Here is a 20,793-nt window from a genome sequence, read left to right as displayed (position 1 = left end):
GAAAAGGGACGAGTGCTTCCTAGCCCCGATACCGCCCCGGCTTGTGCCAGGCGATCAGCATGGCGTTCATGGCCAGGGTTCCTAGCGCCGACCAGAGGGTCTTGGCCAGGGGGAGCCAGGCGGCAGCCATGCAGAACAGGAGCAGGTCGAAGGCCAGCTGGGTCTTGCCGGCGTTGATGCCGTAACGGCGCTGAATCCACAAGGTCAGCGCGCTGGTGCCGCCCATCGACGCGTTGTGCCGCGCCAGGCACAGGATGCCCATGCCCAGGAAGGTGCCGCCGGCAATGGCGGCAAAACCATTGTCGATGCTGGAGACTTCCAGGGAATGGCTGATCGCGCTGACGGCGACGCCTATCGCCACACTCACCAGCGCGCTCTTCAGGCCGAACGTCTTCCCCATGGCACAGCAGGAAAACAGGATGAAAGGGATGTTGATCAGCGGCACCAGCGGCGCCGGTGCATAGCCGGAGATCAAGGAGCCCAGCAGCGCCATTCCCGCGATGCCGCCGGTGATCATGCCTCCCCGCGCCAGCAGGGAAATGCCCATGGCGGCAAACAGGATGCCGATGAACAGGCCATAGGCGTCATCCGCCGCGTTATGCGGAGGCACGTTATCGGTTGTCATGGCGCCGGACGCGCTCGTGGATAAAGCTGGTCCGGTCGCCGAAGGATAGCGGCGCTGGAGTAAAGACATGGAAACTTCCCGTGAGGTATTGGGGAATGGGTCCTCAACGGAAAGCCTAAGGCTTGTGGCCACCGCAAACCGCTGGGAATAGTTGCAATGTTGCCCTGCAACATCCCCTTCGGCAACTACAAATTCTTTCCTGCGTGGCGCGCGGGCATCAGCGCCGGAGTCCGTGCGCCAAATGCGTGCAGCCAGCGCCTGGATGGTGCAGTGATGCCTGCAGGCGCACCCGCCTTTCACCCAGAATGGTGCAAGGCATGATCAACCCGCCAGCTTCCCCGCCACTCGCTGCGAGACTTCCCGCCGCTGCCCGATCATCTCCCGCGCCTTCAAGCGCACCTGTTCGACCAGCGCCGGCTCGGCCACGCGGGGATGGCCGCTCTCGAAAGGTGGCGCAGGGTCATATTCCAGCATCAACTGCAGCGCTTTCGCCGCCTCCGCGCCGCGCAATTCGGCCAGCACCCGGAATGCGAAATCGAGCCCGGAGGTCACGCCGGCGCCCGTGATGCGGTCGCCGTCCACGACCACCCGCTCCGGCACGATTTCCACGCCAAACAGGCCAAGCTGATCGATGGACAGCCAGTGGGAGGTGGCCTTCCTGCCCGCCAGCAGCCCAGCCGCGGCCAGCAGCAGCGAGCCGGTGCAAACCGACGTCACCAGTTGCGCCCCTGCCGCCTGCTGGCGCAGGAATTGGATGACCTCGGTATCCTCCATCAAAGGCGTCTGCCCGGGACCACCCGGCACCACGATCACGTCATATTGCGGCGCGTCGCTAAACCCGCGATCAGGTGTGACGACCAGCCCCGTATCGCCTTTGATGGGTTGGCGGTCCTTCCACACCAACTCGGCGTGACAGTCAGGCGCACGGGCGAGGACTTCGAAGGGGCCCAGGATGTCCAGCGATGTCATCATCGGGAACACGAGCATCCCTATGCGGGTTTTGGGTTCGGTTTTCATACTGCGTACTATGCCGCAACGCCCGCCGCCCCGTCGGACAAACCCAGGGTATTTCCGGTCAGGATATCCCCGCAAACAGGCGCGGATGTCCGAGAGTGCACCAGCTATGTCCGACTGGAATCGACCCACGAGGTGAAACTTGCGCCAAGGGGAGCTGCCATTCGGCAGCCAAGAGATCAAAAATGAAATATAGACGGCACTTTATGAAGCTGATGGGCGGCGCGGCATTGGCGCGCGCGCTGCCCGCACACGCTGACGACGCGCATCCAGGCGTGGTCAGACTATTGGTGGGCTTTCCTCCGGGCGCGACGGGCGATCGAATTGCGCGAGCGGCAGCGCCTGTTTTCGCCGCCCATCTTCAATCCAATGTGATCGTCGAAAACAAGTCAGGGGCTGGCGGACAACTGGCGGTCGGGCTGGCGAAAACCGGCCCCGCCGACGGCAGTGTCCTGCTGCAGACCATCGGTTCTTCCATGGTCATCTATCCACACACGTACCGGAACCTGCCCTATGATCCCTTGCACGACTTCATACCCATAGGTACGGTAGCTACTGCCCCGATCGCCTTTGTCAGCGCGCCGACGGTGCCCGCCAAGACCTTGAAGGAGGCAGTGAGCCTGATCCGCCAGGAACCCAAGCTGGGCTTCTACGGATCACCGGCGTCGGGTAGCGTGTTTCACTTTTCCGGCGTGCTGTTGCAGCGGGCCATGGGCTGCGATTTCACCCACGTGGCCTATCGCGGCTCGGCACCGGCGCTGGCGGACGTCCTGTCCGGGCAGGTGCCGTTCGCCTTTCTCGCCCCCAGTGATATCCTGGATCACCACCGCGCCGGCAAGCTCAGGATACTGGCCGTCACCGGCACCGCGCGCGCGTCGCAGCTCCCCGATGTGCCGGTCTTTCCCGAGGAGGGCTATAAGGAGCTGGTCAACCAGGAGTGGTTCTCGTATTTTCTGACGCGCGGCGCCGGTGCCGCCACGGTGGATCGATACCGCGCCGCCTTGCATCAGGTGGTCACGGACGAGAAAGTAAGAACCGCTTTACTGACGTCAGGTCTTGAGATGGGCGACGGCAGCCCCACGACACTCGCGCAAACCATGAACAGAGAATATGGCCAGTGGAAAAAACTCGTCGCCGAGATCGGCTTCGTCGCGGACTGAGACGGCGGGTCGATCACGTCCGGCGGTCGCAACGCGGCACGTCGGCATCGTGGTTTTCGGCGATGTACTGCTGCTCGACGTCACCGGTCCGGCTGATGTTTTCAGCCGCGCCAACCACCATCTGCGCCGGCCCGATGAGCCCGACCGCTATCGCGTGACGGCCCTGTCCTCTTTCGGCGGCGAAATTGTCAGCTCTTCCAGCCTGCGCTTGCAAACGTCGTCGTTACCGCCGCCGGAGATATGCGCATTCGATACGCTGATCGTGGCGGGCGGGCCGGGAGTGATGAGTGCGAGCCACGACCTGCAACTGAGGAACTGGCTGTTGGCGGTTGCGCCGCGCACGCAACGCATAGGCTCGGTATGCACGGGAGCATATGTCCTGGCCGAGGCGGGTCTGCTCGACGGCAAGGCCGCGACCACCCATTGGGCGCATGCCGAACGATTCGCGGCGCGCTATCCGTCGGTTCGCCTGAATACCGACGCGCTCATCGCGCGGTCGGAGAAGATATTCACGTCCGGCGGCGCCACGGCGGGCATCGATCTGGCGCTGAGCCTGGTGGACGAGGATTTCGGCCGGGACCTGGCCTTGGCCATTGCCAGGGAATTGGTGGTCTTTCGCGTCCGGGCGCCCGGTCAGGGCCAACAAAGCGCCGCCTTGATCGCCTATGGTGGCTCGGCGGATCGATTGAGCCGCGCCACGGCCTATATCCTGGACAGGCTGGAGAGCGGCGTAACCGTGGAGCAGGTAGCGGACCATGTCTGCCTGAGTGTGCGACAGTTGTCGCGCAGCTTCAAGGAAGTGTTCGGACTTCCGCCGCAACGGTATATCCGCGCCGCCCAGATCGACTTGGCGCGTGAACTTCTGTCAGGTACGCAACAGTCGCTGGACAAGGTGGCGCTGCGCTGCGGATTTTCCGGCAGGCAGCAGATGACGCGGGCATTCGAGCGTCAGTTGGGCACGACGCCCATGGCGTTCAGGAATGCGGCGGATGCCGAGTAAGGATCCCACGGCGGGCTGGCCTCAACACGTCGGCCCGGTCCCGCTCAATGCCCCAGCCGCGCGCCTTCGCCCCGTTCCCGCAACAGCCGCTCGAACTGCGCCAGATAGCGATTGCCCATGATGCCGACGTCATGCTCGACACGTACATAGTCGTAGGCCCGCGCCGTCATCGCCTGCCGCAACGACTCGTCGTCCAGCAAGGCCGCCATGCCCTGCGCCACGGCGTGATGATCCTCCACGGCGCAAAGTACCCCACGCCCATCCGCCAGGCTTTCCTTCAGGCCGCCCGCGTCCGTGGAAACCACGGGCACCCGCTGCAGGAAGGCGTCGAATACGCTGCTGCCCAGCGCTTCCTCGCGCGAGGTCATGGCGAAGACGTCCATGCAGGGATAGAAATCCTCCACCCCTTTGCGGAACCCCGCGAACAGGTACACATCCTGCACACCCAGCTCGGCCACCAGCGCGCGCGCCTGGGCCTCTTCATTGCCGCCGGCACCGAAATGCACGAACAGGAAGTCCAGGCGCGTGCGCGCCAGTTCAGCCACCGCCCGTATCATGGTCAGCGGATCCTTGTCGTGGATCAACGCCGCGGAAGTCGCGATGATGCGCTTACCCGGCACCTTGAACTCGGCCGCCAGCCGAGCCTGGTTTTGCGCATCGGGCGGCACGGGCGCCACCGCGCTGCGGATGATCACCGGCGCCAGGCCCAGCCGGCGCGGCTCGGTGGCCGCCATGTCGCTGATCGCCACGAACAGGTCCACGTGGCGCCATTTGAAGCCGGTCTTCCATTCCTCGTTGGGCTTGACCACGAACGAGGTGCGGCGCGAAAACACCACGGGACGCCGATGCACCGGCTTGGTCAGCACCGCCCAGGTCACCGTGTTGGCGGTCTGCGCGTGAATGATGTCGTACTGCCTGCCACGGCGGGCCAGGAAACCGATCTGCGCCGCCACGCCGGACACCGCGTGCACCTTGAATCCCTGCTCGGCGGCACGCTGTGCCAGCGGACCGCCGGCACGCGCCAGCAGCTCCACGTCGTGCCCCGCATCCCGGAAGGCCATCATGCAGTAGAGCGTCTGCCGCTCACCGCCGCGCCAGCCTTTCTCGAAATTCAGCTGCAGGATTTTCATGCGCGGCCGATGCCCTCGTAGTCGAAGCCCATCGCCTTCAGGTCCGCCGCGTTGTATTGATTACGCCCGTCGAGGATCAGCGGCGTCTTCAGCAAGCTGCGCACGCGATCGAAATCGGGCGCACGGAACACCTTCCATTCCGTCACCAGCACAAGACCGTCGGCGCCATCCAGCGCATCGTACATATCCTCGACGAAGGTCACGCGCGCATTCTTGCCCAATACCTTGGCGGCCTCTTCCATGGCCACCGGATCATAGGCACGGATGGTGGCGCCGCGCCGCGTCAGCTCGTCGATCACGTTCAGGCTGGGCGCCTCGCGCATATCGTCGGTATTGGGCTTGAAGGCCAGGCCCCACACGGCGAAACTGCGCCCTTTCAGGTCCTCGCCATAGCGGCGCACGATCTTGCGCGCCAGGCGGAATTTCTGTTCGTCGTTGGCGGCCTCGACTGCCTCGATCACCCGCATGGGCAGCCGATGTTCACCGGCCATGCGGCTCAAGGCCTGCACATCCTTCGGAAAGCAGGAGCCGCCATAACCGGCGCCAGGATAGAGAAACTGATAACCGATGCGCGGATCGGCACCGATGCCGCGACGAACATGTTCCACATCGGCCCCCACCGCTTCGGCCAGGTTCGCCATCTCGTTCATGAACGAGATGCGCGTGGCCAGCATGGCGTTGGCGGCATACTTGGTCAGTTCCGCCGAACGCACGTCCATCACCATCAGGCGGTCGTGGGTGCGCTGGAAGGGCTCGTAGATGCGCCGCATGACGCCCACGGTGTAGTCGTCGTCGGCGCCGACGACGACGCGGTCCGGACTCATGAAGTCATGGATGGCCGCGCCTTCCTTGAGGAATTCCGGATTGGAAGCGACGCTGAAGGGCAGGTCGACACCACGCTCGGCCAAGACTTCGCTGATGGCGGCGCGCACCTTGTCCGCGGTGCCCACCGGCACGGTCGACTTGTCGACGACGATCTTGCGGCTGGTCATGTACCGGGCAATACCGCGCGCGGCGGCCAGCACGTATTGCAGATCGGCCGAGCCGTCCTCGCCCGGCGGCGTGCCGACCGCGATGAACTGCACGTCGCCATGCGCCACGCTGGTCTCGACGTCGTCGGTGAAGTGCAGGCGGCCGGCCTGGACGTTGCGGCGAACCAGGTCTTCCAGACCCGGTTCGTAGATCGGGATGCCACCTTCACGCAAGAAGGCCACCTTGGCGCTATTCACGTCCAGGCACATGACATCGTTGCCCATTTCAGCCAGACAGGCACCCGAGACCAGGCCCACGTAGCCGGTACCCACCACCGTAATCTTCATCGCATTCGCCCTAGAAAACATGGCGCGTGGCTAGGCACGCGCCCGATGGACCCGATTATAGGGCGGGGCAGAAGACGCTGCCGTGGCGGCGGCCGCGACCGCCGCCCCACGGCATGGACGATCTAGCCGTGCTGGGAATTGCCCGGCGCCACCGCCTTGAAGCGCACGGTATTGACCAAGACCGCCGCGGCGGCGCAGACCGCGCCCAGGATCAAGGCCAGCGTGGGCCCATGGGCGCCGCTCAGGCCGAAGGCGGTGGCGACCAGCGCGGTGCCGCAGCTCTGGCCGAACACCCGCGTGGTGGCCTGCAGGCCGCCGATGGCGCCACCGCGCGAGCGCGGCGCCGACCCGATCATGGACCGGTTGTTGGGCGTCTGGAAGAAGCCGAAACCGGTACCGCAGACGAACATGGCCGCGATGATCGCCGTGTTGCCGATGTCGTGCGGTAGCAGGGTCAGGGACACCAGGCCCAGCCCCATGGCGGCGGCGCCGATGCCGCTGAGCGTGGCGGCCGAGTAGCGGTCCGACATGCGTCCCGCCACCGGGGCGATGAGGGCCGTACCGATGGGCCAGGCGGCCATCAGCATGCCGACCTGCAATTGCGGCCGGCCCAGCACCCCCTGGAAAAAGAAGGGCAAGGACACATAGGAAGCCATCTGCGCCGCGAAGGTGCAGGCCGAAGCCGCGACGGCGAAGGCGATAGGCTGGATGCGCAGCAGGTCCACCGGCGCCAGCGGCGCGGTCTGCCTGGTGGCGCGCCGGACCAGGAACCAGCCGGCCACCAGCGAGATGGCGATCAAGCCCACGCCCTTGACCGGATCCGCCACCAGCTTGTCGATGCCGATGATGAACACGCCCAGCGTCAGCATGTTCAGCAAGGCGCTGATGGCGTCGAAGCGCGTGTTCGTGCGCGGAACGTCGGGCAGGAAACGGACCCAGAACATGCCCAGGATGCCCAGGGGCACATTGACCGCGAAGATCCACGGCCACGCCGCCACCGACAGGATGGCCGACCCCAACGTCGGCCCCAGCACCGACATGATGGCCACCGTGGTGGCATTCAGGCTGATGCCCCGGCCCAGCTTGGCGTGCGGATAGATATGCCGCACCAGGCCGCCGAACATGCACATCAGCGAGGCCGCGCCCACGCCCTGGAAGATGCGGGCCAGCGTCAGTGTCAACAGCGAATCGGCCATGGCGCAAGCCAGCGATGCCACGGTGAAGACCGCCAGCCCCATGGTGAACATGCGGCGAAAGCCCACCCTTTCGGCGAGCGACGACAAGGGCAGCAGCATGACCACCAGCGCCACGCTGTAGGCATTGACGATCCACACGGAATCCGCCGGATCGATACCCAGGTCGTGCGAGATCGTCGGCAGGGCCACGTTGGCGATGGTGCTGTCCAGCACCGCCAGGCAGATACCCAGCATGACCACGCTGGCGGCCCAATAACGGCGCGGCGTCGGCAAGCCGTCCTGGACGGCGGCGGACTGGGTCGCGCCGGGGCCTGCGGGGGCGGAATCAGAGGCCGTGCCCGCGGCAGAAGGAGCGGTGTCTTTCATGGCTTTTTCTTGACGGGGCGGGTCCAACCGGCGATGGAGGTCTGGCGGGCGCGCGAGACCGTCAGTTGTTCGGCGGGCGCATCGCGCGTCAACGTGGTGCCGGCGCCCAGGGTGGCGCCACGGCCTACGCGGATGGGCGCGACCAGTTGCGTGTCGGAGCCGACGAAGACGTCATCTTCGATGATGGTGCGATGCTTGTTCACACCGTCGTAATTGCAGGTGATGGTGCCCGCGCCCACATTCACGCGCGCGCCGATGTCGGCATCGCCGATATAGGTCAGGTGATTGGCCTTGCTGTCGACACCGATCACCGCATTCTTCACCTCGACGAAGTTGCCGATGTGCGTGCGGTCGGACAGCTGGGCGCCGGGACGCAGGCGTGCATAGGGCCCGATGCGCGCATCGGCGCCCACCTGGGCCTGCTGCAGATGGCTGAAGGCCTCGACGTGCGTGCCCACGCCCAGCTTGACGTCGCGCAGCACGCAATGCGGGCCGATGCGTACGCCGTCGGCCAGTTCGACCTGGCCTTCGAACACGCAGCCGACATCGATGTAGACGTCACGGCCCACGGTCATGGTGCCGCGCAGGTCGAAACGGGCCGGATCCGCCAGCGTGACGCCGGCTTCCAACAGGCGGCGCGCCTGTTCGCGCTGCCAGATGCGTTCCAGTTCAGCCTGCTGCACCCGGCTGTTGACGCCCAGGGTCTCCCACGCCGCCGCCGGCTGCGCGGCACCGACGGCCACGTCATCGGCCACGGCCAGGCCCACGGTGTCGGTCAGGTAGTACTCGCCTTGGGCGTTGTTGTTGTCGATGCGGGTCAGCCAGTCCTTCAGGCGCGCCGTGGGCGCCGCCAGGATGCCGGTGTTGACTTCGCGGATGGCGCGTTCCTGTCCGCTGGCGTCCTTGTGTTCGACGATGCGCGTGACCTGCCCGCGTGCGTCGCGCACGATGCGGCCGTAGCCGGTGGGGTCGGCCAAGGTTTCGGTCAGCACCGCCATGCCCTGGCCGCGCGCCTCCAGCAGGCGGCGCAAGGTGTCGGCCTGGACCAGCGGCACGTCGCCGTAAAGCACCAGCGTGGCGTCGTCGGCCTCGCCTTCGAGCAGCAGGGGCGCGGCCTGTGCCACCGCGTGGCCGGTGCCGTGCTGAGGCTGCTGCAAGGCGAACTGCAGGTCGTCCTGGCCGGCGTAGGCGGCACGCACCCGGTCCGCGCCGTGGCCGATGACGACCACGATGCGAGCCGGCTGCAAGCGGCGGGCGCTGTCCAGGACATGATCGAGCATGGGCCGGCCGGCCAGTGTATGCAGGACCTTGGGCAGGTCGGACTGCATGCGTTTACCCAACCCGGCGGCCAGAATGACGATGTTCAGCATGAGGAGATCTTTGCAAAAGCGCCCCGTGCCGCAGGCAGCGGGGCTGGACAGGGCCGTCAGGCGGCCCGGATGGATGAAATTTTACGAGCGGGGACGGCGCGCTTTCGTGACACCGGCCGCATTGCGTGGCGTGCCATTGGCCGCGGCCTTGGACAGTGGTTTCTTTGCAGCGGGGCTGCTGGAAGAAGATGATTTGGCCGTGGCTTTGCTTGCGGCGGGTTGGGCGGATGTACGCGCCCGCGTCGGGCTGGCGGCCGCGGCCTTGGTGGCGCCGCCGGATTTGCTCGCGGATTTCCTGGCGGCGGATTTCGTCGCGCCTGCTTTGGTGCCGCCGGCTGAGGAGCCCGCGGCCTTGGCCGCCGGCGCCTTCGATGGAGCCGCCTTTTTCGCGGCAGCCTTGCCCAGGCCGACACCGGCGGTCGCGCCTGGAGACGATGCGGCAGCAGCACCATGCGCGGTCCCGGCCGAGCCGGAACTCGCATCGGTATTCGCACCAGCACCTGCGCCCGGTGCCGCGCCCGGCATGGACGCCGCCGTCGCCGCGGCCAGTTGGCCGAACTGCTGCTGCAGCAGATTCCACCAGGCCTCGGACGCCGACTGCGCGGCGCCGCCCAGGAAGGAAGGCATCGCCGGCATCCCGGGCATATTGGGTATCCCGGGCATCCCGGGCGTCGCGCCTACGCCGGATTCGGCGGCGGCGCCCGCTTCGGCAAGCTTGTCGGCCGCCGCGGAGAGCTTGTCGTCTTCGGTCCTGCCGCCACCCGCAGTGCCACCAGCATCTACGCGGCCAGACCCCGCCGCACCAGCCCCCGCGCCGCCGTGCACGCCGGCACCCGGCGCATTGTCCGGCGGCATGTCGATATCGGAATCATCATCGTCCATTTCGTCGTCGGGATCCGGATCGGGCCGCGTGGGCGCCGCGGACCCGAACGGCGCGCCAGCACCAAAGGCGGAGCCGGCCGCACGGCTGCTGGCCGATGCACCGGCCGCGCCGCTGGCCGCCTGGGCGCCTGGCCCTGCGGCGCCGCGCGGCGCCGGTTTCAAGCCCAGCACGACTTCCAGCGGTGACGCATCGCCCCATTGCACGCCGGCGGCGTTCTGGCTGCTGACGCTGTCGACGAAGGACCGCAAGGTGTTGATGGTGGAGCGCTGGACTTCCAGCCCCTGGATGGTGCTGCCCAACATGGACAGGTTCAGGCGCAGCCAGCTTTCCACCGTGCGCAGCTCCGCGATGCGGCGCTCCAGGTCTTCGAGATTCAGCGCCGGCGACATCGGCATGACTTGCGCCAGACCGCCGGGCCCCATCAATCCCGCCCAGGCTTTGCGCATCATTTCCATGCTGGCGAGGAGGGGATTCCCGGCGGCGTCACCGGATTGCCCCAGGCCGGGGAGGATGAAGGGATTGCTTTGCGGGTCGGTCATTCAGTCTCTCTCGTGGGGGCATGACCGTCCCGGTACCAGCGGGTTCGCCGCGCGCCCGGCTGCGGCGCTCACTGCGGCAGCAGCTGGTTGTTTTCAACGCGTATGGCTTGGCCCGGCGAAAATTGGAACGGCGTATCACTGCGGAAAGTATGCGTGCGGCCATCGTTGGTGCGGGCGACCAATTGATAACGCGTCACGGTTTTCTGGTTCATATTACGCTCGATTTCCCTGCCTGCCAAAGCGCCACCCACGGCGCCCAACACGGTCAGCGCGGTCTTGCCGCCGCCCCCGCCGAACTGGTTGCCGACCACGCCGCCAACCACGCCACCGGCCACTGTGCCGACGACGTGATTGCTGCGGTCCTGGACCGGCACCTGCACCTGGCCCATCGACACGACGGTGCCGCATTGCGGGCATAGTGCCGGGTCATTCTGCGCGGCGGGCGGCACACCTTGTTGCGGAATATTCTGCGGCGCGTTTTGGGGAGCGGGCTGCGTCCGCGCATTGGGTTGCGCGCGGGGGGCCGCCTGCGGCTGCTGTGGCGCCTGGGCCTGACCCGGCAAAGGCGCCAGGTTGGCATTGGCGGGATCGCTTTGCGCCAGGGCCGAGGGGGCCGCCGCGGTGCTCATCGCGGGCTCGTCGGCACCCTGGCGTCCATTCGATGTAGGCAGCCAGCCGCCGATCGCGGCCACGGCTACGCCGCAAAGTACGATGACGGAAACCGCGGCGGTCGCTACCAGAGGATGCAGGCCGCGGCGCGATTCAGATCGGGAGGTGGCGGTATTCATGTCATTTTCCTTGCAAAGCCGTCCATGGCGGATGTATAGCATCGGTATCCGCTTACAACGCGTGAGCAAGGTGACGGTTTGCAAGAGTTGCAAGGCTATTCAAGAATGCTGGAAACAGCTGTGACCAGACCCTGATAGCCGTATACGCGCGGCGCACTCAACTGGGAGAATGGCCCGATGGATGACACAACGCCGATCTCGATCACACAACTCGAACAGGCCATCAACTATTGGCGCCTTCGTTCGCCGTCGACGGGCGACGAAGCGCGCCTGTGCGAGGAAGCCGCGGCGTTGGCAACGCCGTATGCCTTGTTGATATTCGCGGGGACACGCGAATTGCACGTCGGCGACTTGAACGATGAAAGCCGCCAGGCGTATGCCGGATGGCTGGAAGCGGAACGACCCCGCAGTCCGGAAGCGCGGACGTTGAATCTGTAGGATTCTACGGGCGCTCGATGCGCCTGCTCAGCCCAGCAGCAGCTTGATGTCGTGCACCAGCGCGTCGGCGCCTGCGTTGTTGTTGACCAGCACTTGCGCCTCGCCCTTCTGGTCGAGCAGATAGAACGCGGCGCTGTGGTCCATGCTGTAGTCCGAACCGTCCTTCGTGGGTACCTTGGCGTAATAGGCCTTGAACGACGTGGCCGCCGCCTTCAGTTGCGCCAGGTCGCCGGTGAAACCGACGAAATTCGGATTGAAGGTGGTGACGTACTGCTTCATCACATCCGGCGTATCGCGCTCGGGATCGACGGTGATCATCACCACCTGCACCCGCGCGGCGTCCGGCCCCAGCGTCTGCATGACCTGGGCCAACTCGGCCAGCGACGTCGGGCAGACGTCAGGACAATGCGTGTAGCCGAAGAAAGCCACCACCACCTTGCCCGCGAAGTCGGCGATGCCGCGCGGCTTGCCGTCCTGGTCGACCATGGTGACGCCCTTGCCCAGATGCGTGCCCGCCAGGCTGCTGCCCTTGAAGGCCGGCTGGTCCTTGCAGGCCGCCAGCGCGGCGAACAGGGCGGCGCCACCAAGAACGCGCAGCGCGGCGCGACGGGCGGGAACGAGGGGCATGAGGGAGCTCTCCGAGGGGCGCGCGCTGCTGCCGCTTACGCCAGCAGCAGGTTGAGCCAGTGATCGATCAACAGCGCGCCGAACAGCAGCGCCAGATACAGGATGGAATAACGGAACATCGACCGCGACAGGGCATCGCTGTAATTGCGATACAGGCGCCAGGCATAGCCCAGGAAGATGCCGCCCAGCACGATGGCGGTGACCAGGTAAAGCAGGCCGCTCATGCGCAAGGCGTAGGGAATGAGGGTGCAGGCCAGCAACGCACAGCTATACAGCAGGATCTGCAGGCGGGTGTATTCCGGACCGTGCGTGATCGGCAGCATCGGCAGGCCGGCTCTCTCGTAGTCCTTGGCGCGATACAAGGCCAGGGCCCAGAAGTGCGGCGGCGTCCAGATGAAGATGATCAGCACCAGCGCCCAGGCTTCCGCCGGCACCGCGTTGGCGATGGCGGCCCAGCCCAGCGCGGGCGGCATGGCGCCCGACAGGCCGCCGATCACGATGTTCTGCGGCGTGCGCGGCTTCAGGATGACGGTGTAGATGATGGCGTAGCCGACGAAGGTGGCGAAGGTCAGCCACATGGTCAGCGGGTTGACCAGGTTGTACAGCACCAGCATGCCGGCGCCGCCCAGCAGGCCGGACAGCATCAGCACCTGCTGCGGCATGATGGTGCCGCGCGCGGTGGGACGGCGCGCGGTGCGCAGCATGCGCGCATCGACTTCCTGTTCGATCAGGCAGTTGATGGCGAAGGCAGCCGCGGCGAGCAGCCAGATTCCGAGGGTGGCGAAGACCACGCGCCCCAGATCGGGCAGGCCGGGGGTCGCCAGGAACATGCCGATGACGGCACAGAAAACGGCGAGTTGGGTAACGCGGGGTTTGGTGAGCACCAGGTATTGGCGAAGCAATCCCTGGTCTGGGGCGGCAAGACTGGTCATGGTGGCGCTATTCTAACTCCGCTCCAGGCCATCGCGGGTTACAGGGACAGGTCGCAAGCGCCTGTTTACATTGGACAAATTGTCCCAGTCACGAACTAGGCGCTGCGCAGGGCCGCCTGGCCGGCCGTTGCCAGGCGTACGCGCAGCGTCACCGCGGCCAGGACCAGGCCCGCGGCACCGCCGTTGTGCAGGACCGCGATCAGCAGCGGCCATTCGAAGAAAATGGTGGTCAGGCCCGTCAGCAGTTGTGCCGCCAGCAGGGCCAGCGCCAGCGTGGCGGGTCCGCGCAGACCGGGTTCGGCCCGCATGCGCCAGGCCAGGATACCCAGGTACACGAACACCACGAAGGCGAAATTTCTGTGCACCCAGTGGATGGCGGTCAGGGCGTACTGCGAAATCATTTCGCCCGAGGGCAGTTCGCCCAGGGCGCGGAACACCGAGAAGCCGCCGGCGAAGTCCATGGGCGGGACCACATGCCCCTGGCACAGGGGGAAATCCATGCAGGCCAGCGCGGCGTAGTTGGTACTTACCCAGCCGCCCAGCGTGATCTGGATGAACAGCAGCAGCAGGCCGCCGCTCATCCACCCGCGCCAGCGGGCCGCGGACGCCGCCAGGGCCGTATAAGGACGTTCGCGCGCCGCCAGCCAGGTCATCATGGTCAGGGTGAGCATGCCGAACACCAGGTGCGCGGTCACCACCGCGGGCATCAGCTGGTGGGTCACGGTCCAGGCGCCGAAGGCACCCTGCACGCACACGATGACCAGCGCGGCCACGGCCAGCAGGGGCGAGCGGCCCAGGCGGCTACGGTAGCGGAAGGCCATGTAGACGATGGCGATGATCAGCATGCCGAGCAGCGTGCCGGCATAGCGGTGGACCATTTCGATCCAGGCCTTGGACAGCGATACCGCGCCGAAAGGCATGGCCTGGTTGGCCTGGTGGATGTCGGTCAGCGAGCCCAGGGGCGATGCGCTGCCGTAGCAGCCCGGCCAGTCCGGACAGCCCAGGCCGGAATCGGTCAGGCGCACGAAGGCGCCGAACATGATCAGGTCCAGGGTCAGGAACCAGGTGAAGAAAACCAGTTTGCGGTAACGGAGGACGATGGCGTCCAGGCCGGCCGCGGTCACTTCTGCAATCACTTATATCTTCGCTTCAAGTCGTGTGGTGCCCGGCATACTAGCCGATGCGCGAGTTGTAGATCAGTTTGCTCAGGTCGCCCCGGACCTTGACGGGATCGGCGTCGGCGGGGAATTGCAGCATCAGATGTCCCAGCGGATCGGCCAGCCACATGGGTCCGGCCAGGGCGGCGGCGGGCGCGGCGGTAGCGTTATTCACGCTGCCGGTGCCGGTCCCGGCCGCCGGCGCTGCAGTTGGCGCGGCATTCGCCCCGCCGTCCAGCAGGAAGGCCGCCAGTTGTTCCGGCCGCGCCCGCACCATGACCGTTCCCACGTAGGCATCCAGTACCTTCTGCGGCACTGGCGCATCGTCGGTGATGAACCAGATGCGCGCCACGCGGTCCACGTTCTTGCCCTGGCTGGCGTGGCTGTTGCGGATGATGAAGAGCTTGCGCGCGCAGGACTCCGGGCAGGCGCCGCCGTCCGCGGCCATCAGCAGCCACTTGCCGCGCAACTGGCGCAGGTCGTAGGGCTGGCCGTCCAGCGTGGCGAGCGGCAGTTGCGCGGGCGTGGGCAGGTCGCGCTGCGGCTCGATCAAGGTGCCGTAGTTACTGCCGTCGCGCGGCCACCATTGCGGATTCAGATAGAAGACCACGGCGGCCAGGACCGGCGCCAGCGATACCAGGAAGACGATCACCAGGGTCAGGGTGCTGCGTCGGCGCGGGGCCGTGCGCGGAGGGCCGGCTGTCGTGGAGGTCATGGTCACAAGCAGGATTCCTGTCTTTTTCGTGTGCCGGCGTCCCCGCGTCGGGACCGGCCGGCAATCAGTTTAACGTCCACGCCGCCGGCGCAACGCGCGCCACGCCACGACCAGGAAGGCAATGCCCGCGATCGTCGCGAAGCCGAACCATTGCAGCGCATAGCCCTGGTTCTGGTTGAAGTCGACCGAGGGCTGCGGCCAGTCCTGCTTGAGCACGTCCGCGTCAGGCGATGCCGCGGCCCGTTGCTCCAATACCGCGGGTAATAGCCGCAGGCCGGTGGCGGCGGCGTAGGCGGTCAGGTCCAGGTTCTGCACCGTGGGCGGCTTGCCGTCGGCCTGCGGCAGGCGGGCGGGCAGGACGTCCACCGCAGTGCCGCCGAAATGCCACAGTTCGAACAGACGGGGCACGCGTTCGGCCAGTTCGCCGGTGACGAGTTGGGGATCCGCCGGCGCGGGCGGCGCGACCGCGCCAGGCTGGCCAGGCGCCGCGCGCGGCATCCAGCCGCGCAGCACCAGGATGGCGGTGGCAGGATCGCTGCCTTCCAGCAGCAACGGCGTGGCGATCCAATATCCGGGGCGGCCGTCGCGATTGCGGTTGTCGAGCACGACGGTAAGGTCGTCGCGGTAGCGGCCATGGGCCTGCGCCGGACGCCACGCCTGCAACTGCCCGGCAGGCGTGGCAGCCGTCAGCGTCAACGGCGCTTGCGCGCGCCCGCCTTCGATGGCCGCCAGGATCGCGCGGCGTTCATCGGCACGATGCAGCTGCCAACGCCCCAGCGACGCCAGCACGGCGACCGCGAGCGCCAGCAACAACAGAGCGGCCAACGTGCGTGCGGTGCTGTGAGGACGTACCATGTGCATCTACAACAATTCCAATTCGGGGCGTCCGCGCCCGCGGAGACCTGCCATGCGCGTACTTGTCGTCGTCGCCTTCATCGGCATCCTGGTCAGCCTGGGCTCGGCCCTGGTCTACCTGATGAAGGACAAAGGCAAGACCAACCGCACGGTCAACGCATTGACGGTGCGCATCGGCCTGTCGGTGGCCTTGTTCCTGTTCGTCCTGCTGGCGCACCAGCTGGGCTGGATCCAGAGCACGGGGATCAGATAGGCCAGCGCCCCCGCCGCTTACAGCCAGTACACGAACAAATACAGTCCCAGCCACACCACGTCGACAAAGTGCCAGTACCAGGCGGCGCCTTCGAAACCGAAGTGATGGTCGGCGGTGAAGTGCCCACGCAGCAAACGCACCAGGATCACGGTCAGCATGGTCGCCCCCATGATCACGTGGAAACCGTGGAAGCCGGTCAGCATGAAGAACAGCGACCCATACGCCCCGGAGCTGAACTTCAGGTTCAGCTCGGTGTACGCGTGGTGATATTCCATGGCCTGGCACGCCACGAAGATGAAGCCCAGCAGTATGGTGCACGCCAGCCAGAATATCGTCTTGCCGCGATGGTTCGCGCGCAAGGCATGGTGGGCGATGGTCAGCGTCACACCGGAACTCAGCAACAGCGCGGTATTGATGGTGGGCAGCCAGAACGGCCCCACGGTCTGGAAGTGCTCCACCACGCCGGCCGGACCGAAATTGGGCCACACGCCGGAGAAATCCGGCCACAGCAGCAGCTTGTGGTCCAGATCGCCCAGCCACGGCGTAGTGATGGTACGCACGTACCACAGCGCGCCGAAGAAGCCGGCGAAGAACATCACTTCCGAAAAGATGAACCAGCTCATGCCCCAGCGGTAGGACACGTCCACCCGCTTGCTGTTCAAGCCGCCTTCGGACTCGCTGATGGCATCGCCGAACCAGAAATACAGCACCGTGACCAAGCTCAGGATGCCGACCAGCACCATCCACTTGCCCGCGCCGACACCGTTGACCCAGGCGGCCGCGCCCAGGGCGGTGACCAGCAAAGCCAGCGCACTGCGCACGGGGTGGCCGGAATCCGCCGGCACGTAGTAATAGGGTGCCTCTTTCGCTTCAACCGAGTGACCTGCACTCATGGTGTTCTCCCAGGTACGGATGTTCGAATACTTGTTCAGCTCAGGCTGGCAACGGCCCAGCGCACGATGGAAATCAGTACGACGACAAACAACACGCCCGCCAGCACCGCGGCGACCACCAGATGGACCGGATTGAGCCGGGCGGCATCCTCGCTATAGCCGGACCCCTTGCGGATGCCCAGCAAACCCCAGGCCACCGCCTTCAATGTCTGCAGGAAAGACAGCTTGCGCTGCGCCGCGCCCGGCGGTTTCTCGTCCACGGCCATGACAGCCTCCCGTGCGCTCACACGCCGCCCCTGGCGAGCGGCGCGAACAGGCTGCTGCCCTTGAACAGCGCCCAGATGAAGATCGCCAGCACCACGGCCAGCAAGGTCAGGCCCACGGTCTTGTTGCGGCGGCGTTGTTCAGGCGTCATGGCTTACTTCACCTCCGGCGGTTCCACGAAGGTGTGGAAGGGCGCCGGCGACGGCACCGTCCATTCCAGCCCTTCGGCGCCTTCCCAGGGCTTGGCCGGCGCGGGCTCGCCCTTGCCGGCGAAGCAGCGCAGCATGGTGTACAGGAAGATCAGCTGCGACAGGCCGAACCAGAAGGCGCCGATGGTGGCGATCTGGTGGAAGGTGGTGAACTGCGCGGCGTAGTCGGCATAACGGCGCGGCATGCCCGCCAGGCCCAGGAAGTGCATGGGGAAGAAGGTCAGGTTGAACGACAGCAGCGAGAACCAGAAATGCAGCTTGCCCAGCTTCTCGTTGTACATGCGGCCGGTCCACTTGGGCACCCAGTAGTAGGCTCCCGCGAACAGGCCGAACAGCGAACCGGCCACCAGCACGTAGTGGAAGTGGGCCACCACGTAATACGTGTCCTGCACCTGGATGTCGATGGGCGCCACCGACAGGATCAGCCCGGTGAAGCCGCCGATGGTGAACACGAAGATGAAGCCGATGGCGAACAGCATGGGCGTTTCGAAGGTCATCGACCCGCGCCACATGGTGGCCACCCAGTTGAACACCTTCACGCCCGTGGGGATGGAGATCAGCATGGTGGCGTACATGAAGTACAGCTGGCCGGTCACCGGCATGCCCGTGGTGAACATGTGGTGGGCCCAGACGATGAAGGACAGCACCGCGATGGCGGCGGTGGCGTAGACCATCGAGGCATAGCCGAACAGGCGCTTGCGGGCAAAGGCCGGCACCACGGCCGACACGATGCCGAAGGCCGGCAGGATCATGATGTAGACCTCGGGGTGCCCGAAGAACCAGAATACGTGCTGGTACAGCACGGGGTCGCCACCAGCGGCGGCGTTGAAGAAGCCCGTGCCGAAGTGGCGGTCGGTCAGCACCATGGTGATGGCGGCGGCCAGCACCGGCATCACGGCGATCAGCAGGAAGGCGGTGATCAGCCAGGTCCAGCAGAACAGCGGCATCTTCATCAGCGTCATGCCGGGCGCGCGCATGTTCAGGATGGTCACGATGACGTTGATCGCGCCCATGATGGACGACGCGCCCATGATGTGCATGGCGAAGATGGCCATGTCCATGCCAGGCCCCATCTGCAGCGACAGGGGCGCATACAGGGTCCAGCCGGCGGCGGTGGCGCCACCCGGCGCGAAGAAGGACGCGGTCAGGATAAGCGCGGCCACCGGCAGCAGCCAGAAGCTGAAGTTGTTCATCCGCGCGAAGGCCATGTCCGACGCACCGACTTGCAGGGGAATCATCCAGTTCGCGAAGCCGACGAAGGCCGGCATGATGGCGCCGAACACCATCACCAGGCCGTGCATGGTGGTGAACTGGTTGAACAGCTCGGGCCGGAAGAACTGCAATCCCGGCTCGAACAATTCGGTGCGCAGCAACAGGGCCAGCGTACCGCCCTCCAGCAGCATGACGAACGAGAAGATGAGATACATCGTCCCGATGTCTTTGTGATTGGTGGCGAACAACCAGCGCCGCCAGCCCGTGGGCATGGCGTGGTGATGGTCATCGTGACCATGGCCCGGCGAGACGTGGTCGACAGTGACGCTGCTCATGATGGACTCCTTGCCGCTTGGCGCCGGCCCCTGTGGCGGGACCGGGTTATATGCTCGGTTGCTAACGCGGCGGCCAGCGGGCCGCCGCATCCGGCGCGCTCAGCGCGCCCCTTTGACGTCGGCCGGCTTGATGGTCGGATCCTGGCCCTTGCCCTTGTTGTCCCAGGCGTGACGCGTGTAGGTGATCACCGAAGCGATCTCCACATCGTTCAACTGGCCGCCGAAGGCAGGCATGGCGGTGCCCGGATGGCCCAGCAGCACCGTCTTGATCTGCTCGGCCTTGGGCCCCAGCACGATATGGTCGCCGTCCAGCGCCGGGAAGGACCCCGGCACGCCCTTGCCGTTGGCCTGGTGACAGACCACGCAATTCGCGCCGAACACCTTCTCGCCACGGGCGATCAGCTCGGGCTCGGTCCAATCCTTGTTGGGGTCATCGGCCGCCGCGGCCATCTTCTTCTTTTGCTCGTCGGCCCACTTGGCATAGTCTTCCTTGGACAACACCGTCACCACGATGGGCATGAAGGCGTGGTCCTTGCCACAGAGCTCGGCGCATTGGCCGCGATAGGTGCCGACCTTCTCGGCGCGGAACCAGGTATCGCGCAGGAAGCCGGGAATCGCATCCTGCTTGACGCCGAAGTCCGGGATCATCCAGGAGTGGATCACGTCCACCGCCGTCGTGATGATGCGCACCTTCTGGTCGACCGGCACCACCATGGGGTTGTCGACTTCCATCAGGTAGAACTCGCCCTTGGGCTCGCGGTTCTCGATCTGGGCCCGCGGCGTGGACAGGTTGGAGTAGAACTTGACCCCGTTGGCGGCGCCGTCGAGGTACTCGTAACCCCACTTCCACTGGTAGCCGGTGGCCTTGATCGTCACGTCCGGACTGGACGTGTCTTTCATGGCAACCACGGCCTTGGTGGCCGGCAGCGCCATGGCGATGACGATGAAGAAGGGGATGACCGTCCACGCCACTTCGACGCCGACGTGTTCGTGGAAGGTGGCTGACACGGCGCCGCGCGATTTGCGGTGCGCCCAAATGGAATAGAACATGACGCCGAAGACGCCGATGAAGATCACCACACAAATGGCGAGCATCATCCAGTGCAACCACATCACGTCATGCGCAATCTGCGTAACACCTTCATGCAGATTCAGCTGATTGACCTTCGGTCCTCCGGGCATATCGTTGACCTGCGCCCAAGCCCCGCCGCCAACCAGCATGGCACAGGCGCCGGGAATCCCTCTCCACCACTTCTTCATGCTGACCCTTTTTGCACGTACGCGTGAGGCCCTACCCAACCGCGGTTACACCGTGGACAGACACGGAAACGCGTAATTATTGGTTGGCGGATTCTTGGGGAGCCTTGCCACCCCTTCGATCCAGCTCGAATCACAAAGAAACCGGCGGATTATAACGGACACGTCACTTCGTGTAATTGCTGACTACCCGATCGCACGACCCGCCGCCCCTGCACTAGAATCGCCGCCATGCAGCAAAAAACCATGCCCATCC

Annotated in this window: 21 protein-coding genes and 1 pseudogene; 4 read left to right on the top strand and 18 right to left on the bottom strand. The window is 65.8% G+C overall.

The features are described 5' to 3' along the window. Positions 1-19: 19 nt before the first annotated feature. Both CEY05_RS17780 and CEY05_RS17775 read right to left on the bottom strand, forming a co-directional pair. Positions 20-625, bottom strand: a complete 606-nt coding sequence (locus tag CEY05_RS17780) for a YitT family protein (protein ID WP_233161578.1) — start codon at positions 623-625, stop codon at positions 20-22. Positions 626-946: 321 nt separating this feature from the next. Beyond that, positions 947-1,642 carry a DJ-1/PfpI family protein gene (locus CEY05_RS17775; protein WP_088597640.1) on the bottom strand — a complete coding sequence of 232 codons (696 nt, stop codon included), beginning with the start codon at positions 1,640-1,642 and terminating at the stop codon, positions 947-949. 203 nt (positions 1,643-1,845) lie between these two features. Between CEY05_RS17775 and CEY05_RS17770 the strand changes: the two genes are divergently transcribed. Both CEY05_RS17770 and CEY05_RS17765 read left to right on the top strand, forming a co-directional pair. Beyond that, entirely contained in the window at positions 1,846-2,799 is a 954-nt protein-coding gene (locus tag CEY05_RS17770) for a tripartite tricarboxylate transporter substrate-binding protein (RefSeq protein ID WP_158219352.1), read from the top strand. A 49-nt stretch (positions 2,800-2,848) separates the two neighbouring features. Then, on the top strand, positions 2,849-3,799 hold the full coding sequence (locus tag CEY05_RS17765; protein ID WP_158219351.1) for a GlxA family transcriptional regulator: 951 nt from the start codon (positions 2,849-2,851) through the stop codon (positions 3,797-3,799). Positions 3,800-3,843: 44 nt separating this feature from the next. On the opposite strand, the gene CEY05_RS17760 is transcribed toward CEY05_RS17765, so the two are convergent. The 6 genes and pseudogenes from CEY05_RS17760 to CEY05_RS17735 form a co-directional block, all read right to left on the bottom strand. After that, positions 3,844-4,929, bottom strand: a complete 1,086-nt coding sequence (locus CEY05_RS17760; protein ID WP_088596827.1) for a glycosyltransferase family 4 protein — start codon at positions 4,927-4,929, stop codon at positions 3,844-3,846. Further along, positions 4,926-6,248 carry a UDP-glucose/GDP-mannose dehydrogenase family protein gene (locus tag CEY05_RS17755; RefSeq protein WP_088596826.1) on the bottom strand — a complete coding sequence of 441 codons (1,323 nt, stop codon included), beginning with the start codon at positions 6,246-6,248 and terminating at the stop codon, positions 4,926-4,928. The genes CEY05_RS17760 and CEY05_RS17755 overlap by 4 nt, the downstream gene beginning before the upstream one ends. A 122-nt stretch (positions 6,249-6,370) precedes the next feature. Continuing rightward, the gene (locus tag CEY05_RS17750; RefSeq protein ID WP_088596825.1) at positions 6,371-7,810 is read right to left on the bottom strand and encodes an MFS transporter; all 1,440 of its coding nucleotides are present in this window, start codon (positions 7,808-7,810) and stop codon (positions 6,371-6,373) included. Continuing rightward, on the bottom strand, positions 7,807-9,180 hold the full coding sequence (glmU, locus tag CEY05_RS17745) for a bifunctional UDP-N-acetylglucosamine diphosphorylase/glucosamine-1-phosphate N-acetyltransferase GlmU (RefSeq protein WP_088596824.1): 1,374 nt from the start codon (positions 9,178-9,180) through the stop codon (positions 7,807-7,809). The genes CEY05_RS17750 and glmU overlap by 4 nt, the downstream gene beginning before the upstream one ends. A 915-nt stretch (positions 9,181-10,095) precedes the next feature. Then, positions 10,096-10,602: pseudogene (locus tag CEY05_RS17740) on the bottom strand (PhaM family polyhydroxyalkanoate granule multifunctional regulatory protein); the annotation flags it as partial. A gap of 68 nt (positions 10,603-10,670) precedes the next feature. After that, positions 10,671-11,390, bottom strand: a complete 720-nt coding sequence (locus CEY05_RS17735; RefSeq protein WP_088596823.1) for a glycine zipper 2TM domain-containing protein — start codon at positions 11,388-11,390, stop codon at positions 10,671-10,673. Between the two features lie 177 nt (positions 11,391-11,567). On the opposite strand from CEY05_RS17735, the gene CEY05_RS17730 reads away from it, so the two are divergent. Then, entirely contained in the window at positions 11,568-11,828 is a 261-nt protein-coding gene (locus CEY05_RS17730; RefSeq protein ID WP_088596822.1) for a DUF3717 domain-containing protein, read from the top strand. A 27-nt stretch (positions 11,829-11,855) separates the two neighbouring features. Here the strand turns inward: CEY05_RS17730 and CEY05_RS17725 are convergent, their stop codons facing one another. From CEY05_RS17725 to CEY05_RS17705, 5 genes are all read right to left on the bottom strand, one after another. Further along, positions 11,856-12,455: an SCO family protein gene (locus CEY05_RS17725; RefSeq protein WP_088596821.1), complete on the bottom strand. Its 600-nt coding sequence runs from the start codon at positions 12,453-12,455 to the stop codon at positions 11,856-11,858. A gap of 35 nt (positions 12,456-12,490) precedes the next feature. Further along, positions 12,491-13,387 carry a heme o synthase gene (cyoE, locus tag CEY05_RS17720; protein WP_088596820.1) on the bottom strand — a complete coding sequence of 299 codons (897 nt, stop codon included), beginning with the start codon at positions 13,385-13,387 and terminating at the stop codon, positions 12,491-12,493. Positions 13,388-13,482: 95 nt separating this feature from the next. Further along, positions 13,483-14,496, bottom strand: coding sequence for a heme A synthase (locus CEY05_RS17715; RefSeq protein WP_088597639.1), 1,014 nt, complete (start codon positions 14,494-14,496; stop codon positions 13,483-13,485). A gap of 64 nt (positions 14,497-14,560) precedes the next feature. Beyond that, positions 14,561-15,259 carry a hypothetical protein gene (locus tag CEY05_RS17710; protein WP_088597638.1) on the bottom strand — a complete coding sequence of 233 codons (699 nt, stop codon included), beginning with the start codon at positions 15,257-15,259 and terminating at the stop codon, positions 14,561-14,563. Between the two features lie 69 nt (positions 15,260-15,328). Further along, entirely contained in the window at positions 15,329-16,114 is a 786-nt protein-coding gene (locus tag CEY05_RS17705; RefSeq protein ID WP_088597637.1) for an SURF1 family protein, read from the bottom strand. A gap of 52 nt (positions 16,115-16,166) precedes the next feature. Between CEY05_RS17705 and CEY05_RS17700 the strand changes: the two genes are divergently transcribed. Then, the gene (locus CEY05_RS17700; RefSeq protein WP_057654428.1) at positions 16,167-16,367 is read left to right on the top strand and encodes a twin transmembrane helix small protein; all 201 of its coding nucleotides are present in this window, start codon (positions 16,167-16,169) and stop codon (positions 16,365-16,367) included. 17 nt (positions 16,368-16,384) lie between these two features. Here the strand turns inward: CEY05_RS17700 and CEY05_RS17695 are convergent, their stop codons facing one another. From CEY05_RS17695 to coxB, 5 genes are all read right to left on the bottom strand, one after another. Beyond that, entirely contained in the window at positions 16,385-17,260 is an 876-nt protein-coding gene (locus CEY05_RS17695) for a cytochrome c oxidase subunit 3 (protein WP_088596819.1), read from the bottom strand. A gap of 35 nt (positions 17,261-17,295) precedes the next feature. Continuing rightward, a complete protein-coding gene (locus CEY05_RS17690; RefSeq protein WP_088596818.1) occupies positions 17,296-17,526 on the bottom strand; it encodes a DUF2970 domain-containing protein in 231 nt (76 codons plus the stop codon). Between the two features lie 17 nt (positions 17,527-17,543). After that, positions 17,544-17,675 carry a cytochrome oxidase small assembly protein gene (locus CEY05_RS31755; RefSeq protein WP_233161577.1) on the bottom strand — a complete coding sequence of 44 codons (132 nt, stop codon included), beginning with the start codon at positions 17,673-17,675 and terminating at the stop codon, positions 17,544-17,546. A gap of 3 nt (positions 17,676-17,678) precedes the next feature. After that, complete coding sequence (gene ctaD / locus CEY05_RS17685; RefSeq protein WP_088596817.1) at positions 17,679-19,280, bottom strand: cytochrome c oxidase subunit I; 1,602 nt, start codon at positions 19,278-19,280, stop codon at positions 17,679-17,681. A 99-nt stretch (positions 19,281-19,379) separates the two neighbouring features. Beyond that, complete coding sequence (gene coxB, locus CEY05_RS17680) at positions 19,380-20,540, bottom strand: cytochrome c oxidase subunit II (protein WP_088596816.1); 1,161 nt, start codon at positions 20,538-20,540, stop codon at positions 19,380-19,382. Positions 20,541-20,793 lie beyond the last annotated feature (253 nt).

Source organism: Achromobacter sp. HZ34 (assembly GCF_002209485.1).
In the GTDB taxonomy this organism is placed as follows: Bacteria; Pseudomonadota; Gammaproteobacteria; order Burkholderiales; family Burkholderiaceae_B; genus Bordetella_C.
Note: the sequence above shows the minus strand (reverse complement) of the source record. Positions and strands in the feature narration are given on the sequence as shown.

Excerpts from the sequence above, each read along its gene's own strand:
- CEY05_RS17690 (WP_088596818.1), bottom strand. The coding sequence starts at position 17,526 with ATGGCCGTGGACGAGAAACCGCCGGGCGCGGCGCAGCGCAAGCTGTCT.
- CEY05_RS17770 (WP_158219352.1), top strand. The coding sequence starts at position 1,846 with ATGAAGCTGATGGGCGGCGCGGCATTGGCGCGCGCGCTGCCCGCACAC.
- CEY05_RS17760 (WP_088596827.1), bottom strand. The coding sequence starts at position 4,929 with ATGAAAATCCTGCAGCTGAATTTCGAGAAAGGCTGGCGCGGCGGTGAG.
- glmU (WP_088596824.1), bottom strand. The coding sequence starts at position 9,180 with ATGCTGAACATCGTCATTCTGGCCGCCGGGTTGGGTAAACGCATGCAG.
- CEY05_RS17775 (WP_088597640.1), bottom strand. The coding sequence starts at position 1,642 with ATGAAAACCGAACCCAAAACCCGCATAGGGATGCTCGTGTTCCCGATG.
- coxB (WP_088596816.1), bottom strand. The coding sequence starts at position 20,540 with ATGAAGAAGTGGTGGAGAGGGATTCCCGGCGCCTGTGCCATGCTGGTT.
- CEY05_RS17705 (WP_088597637.1), bottom strand. The coding sequence starts at position 16,114 with ATGGTACGTCCTCACAGCACCGCACGCACGTTGGCCGCTCTGTTGTTG.
- CEY05_RS17700 (WP_057654428.1), top strand. The coding sequence starts at position 16,167 with ATGCGCGTACTTGTCGTCGTCGCCTTCATCGGCATCCTGGTCAGCCTG.
- CEY05_RS17695 (WP_088596819.1), bottom strand. The coding sequence starts at position 17,260 with ATGAGTGCAGGTCACTCGGTTGAAGCGAAAGAGGCACCCTATTACTAC.
- CEY05_RS17735 (WP_088596823.1), bottom strand. The coding sequence starts at position 11,390 with ATGAATACCGCCACCTCCCGATCTGAATCGCGCCGCGGCCTGCATCCT.
- CEY05_RS17750 (WP_088596825.1), bottom strand. The coding sequence starts at position 7,810 with ATGAAAGACACCGCTCCTTCTGCCGCGGGCACGGCCTCTGATTCCGCC.
- ctaD (WP_088596817.1), bottom strand. The coding sequence starts at position 19,280 with ATGAGCAGCGTCACTGTCGACCACGTCTCGCCGGGCCATGGTCACGAT.
- CEY05_RS17710 (WP_088597638.1), bottom strand. The coding sequence starts at position 15,259 with ATGACCTCCACGACAGCCGGCCCTCCGCGCACGGCCCCGCGCCGACGC.
- CEY05_RS17730 (WP_088596822.1), top strand. The coding sequence starts at position 11,568 with ATGGATGACACAACGCCGATCTCGATCACACAACTCGAACAGGCCATC.
- CEY05_RS17755 (WP_088596826.1), bottom strand. The coding sequence starts at position 6,248 with ATGAAGATTACGGTGGTGGGTACCGGCTACGTGGGCCTGGTCTCGGGT.
- CEY05_RS17725 (WP_088596821.1), bottom strand. The coding sequence starts at position 12,455 with ATGCCCCTCGTTCCCGCCCGTCGCGCCGCGCTGCGCGTTCTTGGTGGC.
- CEY05_RS17780 (WP_233161578.1), bottom strand. The coding sequence starts at position 625 with ATGACAACCGATAACGTGCCTCCGCATAACGCGGCGGATGACGCCTAT.
- CEY05_RS31755 (WP_233161577.1), bottom strand. The coding sequence starts at position 17,675 with ATGACGCCTGAACAACGCCGCCGCAACAAGACCGTGGGCCTGACCTTG.
- cyoE (WP_088596820.1), bottom strand. The coding sequence starts at position 13,387 with ATGACCAGTCTTGCCGCCCCAGACCAGGGATTGCTTCGCCAATACCTG.